The 10,241-nt window shown below is 50.8% G+C and carries 8 protein-coding genes; 5 read left to right on the top strand and 3 right to left on the bottom strand.

The window, feature by feature from the left end; all coding sequences use genetic code 11:
* The first annotated feature begins 275 nt into the window (after nt 1-275).
* Nucleotides 276-1,928: a hypothetical protein gene (locus tag Q0336_RS05705; RefSeq protein ID WP_298526535.1), complete on the top strand. Its 1,653-nt coding sequence runs from the start codon at nt 276-278 to the stop codon at nt 1,926-1,928.
* A gap of 125 nt (nt 1,929-2,053) precedes the next feature.
* On the opposite strand, the gene Q0336_RS05710 is transcribed toward Q0336_RS05705, so the two are convergent.
* The 3 genes from Q0336_RS05710 to Q0336_RS05720 all read right to left on the bottom strand — a co-directional run bounded on the left by Q0336_RS05710 (nt 2,054) and on the right by Q0336_RS05720 (nt 4,632).
* On the bottom strand, nt 2,054-2,608 hold the full coding sequence (locus Q0336_RS05710) for a GNAT family N-acetyltransferase (RefSeq protein ID WP_298526537.1): 555 nt from the start codon (nt 2,606-2,608) through the stop codon (nt 2,054-2,056).
* Nucleotides 2,609-2,722: 114 nt separating this feature from the next.
* Nucleotides 2,723-3,577, bottom strand: coding sequence for a hypothetical protein (locus Q0336_RS05715; RefSeq protein WP_298526539.1), 855 nt, complete (start codon nt 3,575-3,577; stop codon nt 2,723-2,725).
* 200 nt (nt 3,578-3,777) lie between these two features.
* Nucleotides 3,778-4,632 carry a DUF4595 domain-containing protein gene (locus tag Q0336_RS05720; protein ID WP_298526541.1) on the bottom strand — a complete coding sequence of 285 codons (855 nt, stop codon included), beginning with the start codon at nt 4,630-4,632 and terminating at the stop codon, nt 3,778-3,780.
* Nucleotides 4,633-5,366: 734 nt separating this feature from the next.
* On the opposite strand from Q0336_RS05720, the gene Q0336_RS05725 reads away from it, so the two are divergent.
* From Q0336_RS05725 to Q0336_RS05740, 4 genes are all read left to right on the top strand, one after another.
* Nucleotides 5,367-5,786 carry a histidinol phosphate phosphatase gene (locus Q0336_RS05725; RefSeq protein ID WP_298526543.1) on the top strand — a complete coding sequence of 140 codons (420 nt, stop codon included), beginning with the start codon at nt 5,367-5,369 and terminating at the stop codon, nt 5,784-5,786.
* A gap of 109 nt (nt 5,787-5,895) precedes the next feature.
* Nucleotides 5,896-7,260 carry a dipeptidase gene (locus Q0336_RS05730; protein ID WP_298526545.1) on the top strand — a complete coding sequence of 455 codons (1,365 nt, stop codon included), beginning with the start codon at nt 5,896-5,898 and terminating at the stop codon, nt 7,258-7,260.
* 15 nt (nt 7,261-7,275) lie between these two features.
* Nucleotides 7,276-8,541, top strand: a complete 1,266-nt coding sequence (locus Q0336_RS05735) for an amidohydrolase (RefSeq protein ID WP_298526547.1) — start codon at nt 7,276-7,278, stop codon at nt 8,539-8,541.
* Nucleotides 8,542-10,241, top strand: a 1,700-nt coding sequence (locus tag Q0336_RS05740) for a phosphoethanolamine transferase (RefSeq protein ID WP_298526549.1), incomplete at its 3' end; no start/stop codon positions are given. It lies immediately after the preceding gene.

The following is a 10,241-nucleotide window of genomic DNA, read 5'->3' on the forward strand; positions in this document are numbered from 1 at the left end:
GCTCGGCACTCCGCTCGCCTTTAAGCTAGACACCCCGCAAGGGACTCGCCTTTTCTTAGGCAGTCACCTTGCGGGGTGTCTTGCATTCGAACGGAGGGATGGGCTCTAACTATTTGGTTTCTTCTATGCATACATATACATTTGCCTTACCCTTAGAGGGAACATCTTCCAAGAGATTAGTGAGGTCGTGTACTTGTCACGAAGTCTCTCCTTGCTAACGATGCATAATTCGCCCAGGACAGTGACCATGGGCACACCAAACTTCATATTGCACTATGTTTAAGTACTCCTTCAAGTTCCTCTTAGCTTTCCTGCTATGCCTTCCTGCTGTGGAAGCCTTCGCTCAATGGCAGAAGGGCTCTTATCCCAACCTTGATGCTATTGCTCGCCGTGATGCCATCCTCAATCTTCGTGATAGTCTCGAGCAAGCTAAGCCCAATGATCGACGTAACAAACTCCTAGGCGCTGTCCACGTTCCTAAAGCTTGGCTTGACAACTATCAGTCCCTATGTAGCAGCCTCAATAAGAACACCCGTATCCTCTACCGCACTTGGGATGGACGCTATGCGCTCGTAGCTAGCTTCTATACGAATTCACTGAGTAGCGACGAAGAGGCTCAGCCATCTAAGTACCCACTAGTAATCTCTCCCAGTTGTGAAGTTCCCAAGCTAGATCTATCAGAACTTGACGGATTCCTCGATTATGATACCCTGTGCCCTTACCCAATTAGTCTGAGCGACAATCTCTGGCAGGATATGAAAGGCAATGAGGCAGCAGCTAACTACAGACCTTTCTATTACACTGAGTGGACGGATACCTCCGTCGCAGCTTTCTACAGCGTAGACCTATCTCGCAAGGCCACATCCAAGCTCTTGCTCTATACCTGTGTAGGTACATCTACCACAGGTGGTCTCCAAGTCAATAAGTCACATCTGGTACCACTGGCAAGTGTCCCAGAAGAAGATGCTGGGGATGGCTATACCTGTGCTATCGATTCGCTTGCTCCATCTCAGGGCGGAGCCGTCCTAATGAATCTACAGACTTTGCTTCTTCGTTTGGATGGCGCTGTCCTCTCCAAGCAGTTCCTACACAATAGTCGAGGGGCAAGCAATATCCTCGTTCACAAGGATCGCTCGATCTATACGATCATAGAGGATAATATCCTACTTGCTGATAGCAGTTACTACGAGCAGCCGATCACCTACGACATCGCTGGCAGGCATCTTGGCGAGGGGGCGCTCATCTCCAGAGGACCAAGTGAGTGGCCTATCTCTTACGGATTCCCTGAGGAGCCAATAAATCCAGCAACTTACTTCCTCAAGATCCCTGCTCAGCTGAAGAAGGCTAGTAAGCTGGAGGTAGAGACAGCTGTGCTTGGTCTTGGGAAGCCCATCTCCGAATACTCCGACTTGTTCTCTGTCCAGGATACCTCTGCGACGACTTCTCCCGATCAAGCGCTCTACCGCACGGCAAGTTATCGCTCAGACAACTCTGAGCTACCCAACACTTCAGGAAGCGGAAGCATACTCGTTCGGGTCAATGTCGTCGGTTACTACGATAAGGCTTTAGTGACAGAAGAAGGAGATCTACTTACCTTCATGCCCTTTGACTTTGATGGAGAATCTAGGGAGAATACTAGCGATATTAACTCGGAGTATGAAGGTCAGTTCCTGCTACGTATTGATCCAAACTACGTAACTGAACTTCGTAAGAAAACAGAATCTGGAGTAGACGACACGAGCAATAGCCTACTTGATAAGAATCCTAATAATCCAGCTAGAAGCTACTTCTTCACTTCGACGGACGTAGCACGACCTCAGCAGAAGAAGCTCCGTAAGGTGCCCAAGCCCCAAGGGAACCACTACACAATCAAGGGAGCGGTCATTGTCTATAAAGTAGGAGAGCCGAACTCCACCTCCGACAATTAGGCGCTTCGGCATATAGCAAACGACGACACCCCGCAAGGTGACTGCCTACGGAAAAGGCAAGTCCCTTGCGGGGTGTCGTCGTTTGATATAAGGAGTAGCCTAGCTCCCGTAGATTATCTGGAGCCTTATCGCTGTGTCTGCTTCTTCCATTCGCCCAAGGTAATCTTGGTAAAGTGTTCGGTGCGCATTTCGCCAAGTAAAGGTACGGGCTTATTCTCTTTGGTGTGGCTGTACTTGAAGCCGCACTTCTCTTGTGCTCGCTGAGACTTCACATTGCCCTCGTAATAGCCACACCACACGGCACTCATCGCTAGCTCTTCGAAGGCATAGCGAAGCAACTCATGGACAGCTTCGGGGATCAAGCCTTGGCCCCAAAAGGGTTCGCCGATCCAAAAGCCCAGCTCGCATTCGCCCTCTGCGATACTTGCGGTATGGATAGCGCTCCTTAAGGTCATGATGCCGATGCTCCCAATGGCTTCGTTCGTGGCTTTGAGCACCACGGCGAAGGTCCCAGACTCAGAGAGGATCGTTCGGATGATCTCACGGCTCTCGTCTTCGCTCTGGTGCGGAGGCCAACCGGCGATAGGACCGACATTGGGGTTCTGTGCATATTTGAAGAGGGCAGGGGCATCGCTTTCCCGCCAAGGTCTTAATAATAGTCGTTTGGTCTGTAGTTCCATCCTCTGCTACGTATGATTATTGATGTTCGGCTCCTCGCTAAAGGACGAGGTTTCCCTCGCTATCTTAGTTATGCTGTTGGGCACAAAGCTACGCATTAACTACGCAGTCAGAGGTTAATTCTGGAGGTAGGTGATTACATGGAGTTGGCGAAGCTTACTGTTCTCTGATTCTTTTACCTCAGAAGGTCTACCCTTAGCATCGAGCGTGTACTTGAAGGTCTTATTCCTCTGATACGATGTGCCAAGGCCTGCTGTGTAGCCTGAAGCCAACCGAGCAGAGCGTAGTCCGAAGTAGTCTACCCACATGCTTTCGACTGTTTCTCCTGCGAGGAAGCGGTTGAGGTCTGGGTAGGTGTGGTTAGAAGGGGTCTTGTCGTATTTCCAAGGCTCTGTAGTTATGTCTGTGTTGATTACTCCATCTTTTTCTGTAGTCACGGTACGGGTCCATTCGATCATGTTCTTATTTTGCCATTTGAAGCTGATCTTGACATTTTCGAATACGTACTTCTTTAGATGGCCCTCTTGATCATACTCATAATCCTTTTGGGTAAGGGTTACGACTCCAGGGTCACGATAGTACAGCTTCGTCTCGAGCTTGGTCGCTTTGCCGCCGCCGTCGAGAGAGAGGTTATATTCTGTCGCTTGGGTTAAGTCTGCGGTGGCCTTGTGGTCGTTGTACACGAACTTGACCGTCCGTCCGGAGTATTCGAACGTACCATCGATCTCGGCGATGAGGGGGTTGCTTGGGTTTCTATCCACGATTGACGCAAGTCGGAGTTGGCTGTCGTAGTTGAATTTGATTTCGTACGTACATTCTTTTTCTCCGCCTTCGTAGGAGAAGGTCTCGATCTTAGCGATGCGGTCGAGTTTCACTGTGACGGGAGGGGTTGGAGTGACAGGGGTGTCATTCTTCTTGGAGCAGGAGCACAGGAGGCCTGCAGCCAATACTAATAATGCTACTGTTTTCATTTTGCGTTTGGGATTTAGTGTTAATACTCCCTACTAAGATACGATTTATCATGAATACTACCCTCTTAGATGTCGTGTGTTTGGGACGAGAGGAAGGAGGAGTCGTTTCCCAAGGCATGTTCCCACGGTAAATATAACAGCCGCGGGAGGAAGCTCATGGGCTTCCTCCCGCGGATAATGTACTGCGTGTGAAGCGAAGGTTACTTCTTGACGTAGGTAATTACGTGGATCCAAGTAGGGTTACCGTTGCTAGCTTCTTCTACTTCAACGGGTCTACCCTTAGCATCCAGCTTGTACTTAAGCTCGTCGATGCTTTGTCCTTCTTCACCTTCCATGATTGTGTAGCCTGAAGTTATGTTTGCAGAGCGCAACCCGAGATGATCTACCCAATAGCTTTCTTCTATTCTTCCTCTCAAGAAGAGACCGAGATCAGGGTAAGTACGGTTAGGATAAGAGGTGTATCTCCACGGCTCTGTTTCTGTTTCCTCAGTTGATTTATGGACCCATTTCGTCATGTTTCCATTCAGCCATGTCAGGCTTGCGGTGAAGCCTTCTGATCGCTTATATTCAGTTAGATGTCCCTTGTTGTCGTAGGTGTAACCTTCTGCTGTATAGGTTTTGGGACTAGTATTTTTGGGGTAGTTTTTTTCTACGAGTTTTATTGCTTTTCCCTTGGCATCTAGGGTCAAGTAATACTCGGTACCTTGGGTTAAGCTCTTGTCACGCTCATGCTCGTTGTGTACGAACTTGATTGTCTGGCCGGAGTATGAGAATTTACTTTCAACAACTTTTTGAATCGTTGAGTTAGGGTACTTTTCTACGACCGAGACCAGGCGCATTTGATTGTCGTAGTTAAAGTTGATTTCTTGCACCATTTCTTTCCCCTTCCCACCGTTCGTTGGGCGGAAGCCTTCGATCTTGGCTATGTAATCGAATTGCTGTGTTGGAGGAGGAGTTGGCGTAGGCGTTGGTTTTGGTACGACGGGCGTGTCATTCTTCTTGGAGCAGGAGCATATAGCGCCAACGACCAATAATAGGAGAGCTGTTTTTTTCATGAGGCATGTGGATTAAATGTTAATGTCGGCAGCGAAGGTACGAAATCTTTCAGACAACGTCAGAGGGAGTTTGCGGGGAAAGCGATGCTCGTTCGCAAAGGAAGTCAAGGAAGTCGACGAGGAAAGTAATAGGGCTTTGCGGGGAAAGTAATAAAGCAGGACGGGGAAAGTAATGAAGCTTGACGGAGAATGTGAAAGCGTTTCGTGAAAGATGTTAATTGACTTCGTGGTAAATCAAACGGTTGTCGCTGTGAAATAAACCAATTCTTCTTGAAGAAAGAAAGAAAGGAAGCTTCTAAAGAAATCAATCAATCCAAGAAATCAAATCAATCAATCCAATTAAGAAACTCAATCGTTCGATCATTGAAGTTCGAACGCTCGATTTCTCAAAATCGAACGTTCGAATTTAGATGATCGTACGTTCGATTATTTCCATTCGAACGTACGAGTTATAATAGTAATGCGATTGAAATCTTAGAGGACATCGAAGGAAATGATAGATTAGATTGATTAATTTCTTGGATTGGATTGAATTGGCTTGGATTTTCGATTGATCTTTTCTTTCGATTGGACTGGATTAAATTTCTTGTTGGATTGCTTGTTTTCCCTTATTCGACCGTCTTTTCTTGCACCTTCGACCGAAGCTAACTACCTTTGCTTAAGGAATAAACCTTGCGAAGTAGCATGTCTTTCTTCAGGCATTTCAGCCTCTTCACCCAAACACGCAACATACTATGTCAAGCAAATCACTTCAGTACGTCGTCTTCAAGAAGAAGATCACCTTCGGCAAACACCGAGGCAAGACCATGCAGGTCGCACAGCCCACGGGACGCTATCATGTCGACTTCGAGCGCTTCTGCGACCTCGTCTCCCACAACACCACGCTGAACTACATGGAGGTGCAGAGTGTCCTCAACCTCGCCGCAGACACTGCACGTGACCTTGTCTCGGAGGGCGCCATCGTTGACTATGGTCGCCTCGGGCACTTGATGCCCAGCTTCAAGAGCCACGTCGTAGAACTCGAGGAGAAATTCAATCCCACCATCCACATCAGTGAAGTCAAAGTGCTCCTTCGCCCATCGAAGCGCTACTTCACTCTAGAGGATATTCACTTCCGCCGAGCGCCACAAAAGACGAAGAAGACAAAGGGCTAGCGGAGGAAAGACGGAGTTTTTTGCTACCTTTAGTAGGGCAAAGCGGGGGGATTCACCGCCCTTCGCACCGCCTCAAACAATACATTCATTCTAAGAACTAGACCCCATTATGAGCCAAATCAAGGACTACATCCGCGAGCACGAAGGCCGCTTCCTCGAGGATCTCTTTGAACTTATCCGTATCCCTTCCGTCAGCGCCAAGAGCGAACACAAGCCCGATATGCAGCGCTGCGCCGAGTATTGGCAGAGCCACCTGAAGAAGATCGGCGTACAGCACACCGAGATCTTCCAGACTCCAGGTAATCCTATCGTCTTCGGTCACTATCAGAAGGACCCTTCACTCCCCACGCTTCTCGTCTACGGTCACTATGACGTGATGCCCCCCGAACCTCTTGACCTTTGGAAGAGCGAACCCTTCGAACCCGAAGTGCGTGACGGTCACATCTGGGCACGTGGTGCTGACGACGACAAGGGCCAGTCGATGATCCAGATCAAGGGCTTCGAGACGGCGCTTGCTCTCGGACTCGTGAACTGCAACGTGAAGTTCATCCTCGAAGGGGAAGAAGAAATCGGTTCGACGAACCTTGAACCCTTCTGCCGCGAACACCTTGAGATGCTCAAGGCCGACAACATCATCGTCTCCGACACCAGCATGCTCAGCGCCGAAACTCCTTCGATCACGACGGGCCTACGTGGTCTTGCTTACTGGCAGATCGAAGTGACGGGTGCCGATCACGACCTTCATTCTGGTCACTTCGGCGGTGCCGTGGCTAACCCCATCAACGAGCTCTGTAAGCTCATCGCTCAAGTTCAAGACAAGGACGGACGTATCACCATCCCCGGCTTCTACGACAAGGTTGTCGACCTAACGCCCGAAGAGCGTGAGATGATCCGTCAGATCCCCTTCGATGAAGAAGCCTACAAGAAGTTCCTCGATGTGGATGACCTCTTCGGTGAGAAGGGTTACCATACGCTCGAGCGTAACAGCTGCCGTCCTTCCTTCGACGTGTGCGGTATCTGGGGTGGGTATCAGGGCGAAGGCTCCAAGACTGTTCTTCCCTCCAAGGCTTATGCTAAGGTCTCTTGCCGTCTCGTAGCTAATCAGGATCACAAGGAGATCAGCCAAGCTCTCGTAGACTACATCGAAGGTATCGCTCCTAAGTACGTCCGTGTAAAGGTCACGAAGATGCATGGTGGCCAGGCTTACCTTTGCCCCATCGACCTGCCTGCTTACCGTGCAGCCGAAGAAGCTGTCGGCGTAGCCTTCGGTAAGCGTCCTCTTGGTCTGCGCAGTGGCGGTAGTATTCCCATCATCGCGGCCTTCGAACGTGTCTTCGGGATCAAGACCATCCTTATGGGCTTCGGGCTGGAAAGCGATGCGATCCACTCTCCCAACGAGAACCTTCCCCTCGACATCTTCTACAAGGGTATCGAGGACGTAGCCGAATTCTACAAGATTTATCCCCAGCGATAAGCTCCCGTACACTGCATGTCCATCCTTATTAAGAATGTCCTTCATCAGGACAAGCTAACAGATGTCCTCATCGAGGGCAACCGCATAGCCCGTATCGCCGAAGGTATCTCTGCTCCAGCCGGAGCAGAGGTGCTCGACGGTACGGACAAGGCGATCATCCCCGGCTTCATCAATACGCATACGCATGCTTCGATGACGCTCTTCAGAGGTTATGGCGATGACCTGCCGCTGATGACTTGGCTCGAGGATTATATCTGGCCAGTCGAAGCTCAGATGACCGCCCATGATGTCTATGTCGGTGCTCGGCTCGCTTGTCTTGAGATGCTTCGCTCGGGGACGACCTGCTTCCTCGATATGTATATGCACCCACTCGAGACGGCGAAGGCTGTCGAAGAGATGGGACTACGTGCACACCTCTCCTACACGCTCTTCGATCAAGGCAATGCCGAGCGTGCAGAGCTTGATCGTAAGCGAAGCTATGAGTACTTCGAGCGCTTCAAGGAGTTTAGCGATCGTATCACCTTCACCCTCGGGCCACATGCTATCTATACGGTGAGCGGAGAGCAGCTACAGTTCTGCCATCAGTTCGCCAAGGAGCATAATGTGAAGATCCACCTGCATCTCTCCGAGACGAAGGGTGAGATCGAAGAGTGCGTCCGTCAGCATGGTCTTACGCCCGTTCGCTACCTCGATAAGCTCGGCATCCTTAGCGAGCATCTCGTCCTAGCGCATGTCGTTTGGATCGATGACGAAGAGATGGATCTGCTGGCGAAGCACAACGTCAGCGTGGTGCACAATCCCGCTTCGAACCTCAAGCTTGCTAGTGGCTATGCCTTCAAGTACGAGGAGATGAAGCGTCGTGGCATACGCATCGGTATCGGGACGGATGGTTGCTCTTCGTCGAACAACCTCGACATGGTCGTGGCGATGAAGCTCGCATCCTTCCTCGGTAAGGGTTGGAGATTTGATAGTACGGCATGCAAGGCGGATGATATCTTTGCGTCCGCTACGAGCGTCGGTGCAGATATCCTCGGCATTCCCGCAGGACGTGTCGAAGAAGGTGCGCTGGCAGATGTCTGCCTTGTGGACCTCAACACCCCCGAACTCGTACCGCTGAATAGCCTTACCTCTAATCTCGTCTACGCTACCTCGGGTAGTAGCTGTGTAGATACGGTCATCGTCGATGGTCGTATCCTCATGCGAGACAAGTACGTCCTAGGGCAAGAAGCGATCATCGCTGAAGCTCGAGAGGTCGCTCGCCGTCTCTTCAAGCACGCCTAGATGCGGGGTTCTTCCCTTATAGATAGAGTAGCACACGTAGCCTTCGGGCGAAGACTAAGCGAGCGCCTTTGGCTCTTCGCTCTTGTCTTCCTAGCCCAGCTACGTGTGCTACTCGCTTATATTCCCTACCAAACAGAAGTTCCCTCGAGCGAAGTGCTTCCGCTGGTGCTTGATCAGCTCCTTCGCATCGGAGGTTGGGCAAGTCTCCTTACCCTTCTCTTCGCCTTAGCTCCATGGAAGTGGCTCGCTCGCTCGCTGGGAGCACTCTTTGCGGGCGCAACCTTACTCCTCTCTGCGTACGAGCTCTACCTCATCGGGCTCTACCATGTCACGTACAATATGGACTTGGCGCAGATCATGCTCTCGACGAACTGGCGAGAGGGGAGTGAGTTCCTTGATAGCATCACAGCAGACCAAGCGATAGCTGTCCTCCTTCAGCTCTTGCCCGCTGCCAGCTTTGCCTTTCTTACCTGTCTCTTTACCAAGAAGCATCCTGTCCTCTTCAGCCTCTTCGGCTACATCACGGGTACGGCTCTTATCCTCCTTGGCCCCGTAGTGCATCTGCCCAGTGACTTGGCCTATTACAAGAAGCACATTAGCTTCACAGGGCTTTACACCTCGGGCATTGATCGTCTGATCTACAATACCCTTGGGGCGCATGATGCTACGAAGCGTATTGCGGAAGAGCAAGCGAAGATCCGTGATAGCCAGCGAGCAGTCGAAGCCCTCACCATCCCTCGTCCTATCTCGAAGAAGCCCCTCAACGTCATCCTTATCCTCGGCGAATCAGCTCGGCGAAGTAGCATGCACTGCTATGGCTATCCGCTGGAGAATACCCCTTACGCAGACAGCCTTCTTCAAGCGAAGGAGCTTCTTGCCTTCACTGACGTAGTGTCGCCTGCTACGGCTACCATCCTATCGAATACCCGTTCGCTGACCTTCTTCACTTACGAAGAGGGGCAGAAGCCTTGGTATCAATTCCCCTCGCTCATTCAGGTGCTCCGTCAAGCAGGTTATGCTACGGCTTGGATCGCCAACCAAGAGATCACGGGCGAGTACTCCATCTCCAATCTCCTCGGTCGTCAAGCAGATATTCTTACGGGTAATCCTTCCTTCTTCAAAGGATTAGGCGGTGAAGGTGTCTCGGATCGCCCCGATCTTTACGACGAAGCTATCCTACCACTATTATATCATTACGATAGCCTACCCGATAGTCTGCGCTCTACCTCCCCTCTAGGTCTCTTCCAAGTGGTGCATCTGATGGGGTCGCACATGACGTACGGAGAGCGTTACCCCGAAGCCTTCGCTCGCTTCTCTCCTGATAGCCTGCCCGAGCGCAAGGATGAGCGCAAAGACGAGATCATCTCTGGCTATGTGAATAGCCTCCTCTATACCGATCACATCATCCACGAGATCATCCAAACTTATCGAGAGGAGAATGCCTTGGTGATCTATCTCTCCGACCATGGAGATGCGCTCTTCGATGAAGATTATCCCGAACTGATGGGTCACGCACTGGTACCCAAGGCGGTGGAGATCCCGCTCTTCGTTTACTTCTCTCCGCGACTTCGCAAGGAGCGTCCCGATCTCTGGCGACAGCTAAGCCGTCAGCGAGATAAGCGTATCCTGTCGGATCTTCTTACTCATGCCGTTGTTGACCTCCTCGGCATCCATACCGAATACACCCAGCCTCGCTTCAA

Origin of the sequence: uncultured Porphyromonas sp. (genome assembly GCF_938039215.1) — a bacterium.
In the GTDB taxonomy this organism is placed as follows: Bacteria; Bacteroidota; Bacteroidia; order Bacteroidales; family Porphyromonadaceae; genus Porphyromonas.

Bases quoted from the DNA above. Each gene is read 5' to 3' on its own strand.
- Q0336_RS05735 (WP_298526547.1), top strand. From the start codon at position 7,276: ATGTCCATCCTTATTAAGAATGTCCTTCATCAGGACAAGCTAACAGAT.
- Q0336_RS05710 (WP_298526537.1), bottom strand. From the start codon at position 2,608: ATGGAACTACAGACCAAACGACTATTATTAAGACCTTGGCGGGAAAGC.
- Q0336_RS05705 (WP_298526535.1), top strand. From the start codon at position 276: ATGTTTAAGTACTCCTTCAAGTTCCTCTTAGCTTTCCTGCTATGCCTT.
- Q0336_RS05725 (WP_298526543.1), top strand. From the start codon at position 5,367: ATGTCAAGCAAATCACTTCAGTACGTCGTCTTCAAGAAGAAGATCACC.
- Q0336_RS05730 (WP_298526545.1), top strand. From the start codon at position 5,896: ATGAGCCAAATCAAGGACTACATCCGCGAGCACGAAGGCCGCTTCCTC.
- Q0336_RS05720 (WP_298526541.1), bottom strand. From the start codon at position 4,632: ATGAAAAAAACAGCTCTCCTATTATTGGTCGTTGGCGCTATATGCTCC.
- Q0336_RS05715 (WP_298526539.1), bottom strand. From the start codon at position 3,577: ATGAAAACAGTAGCATTATTAGTATTGGCTGCAGGCCTCCTGTGCTCC.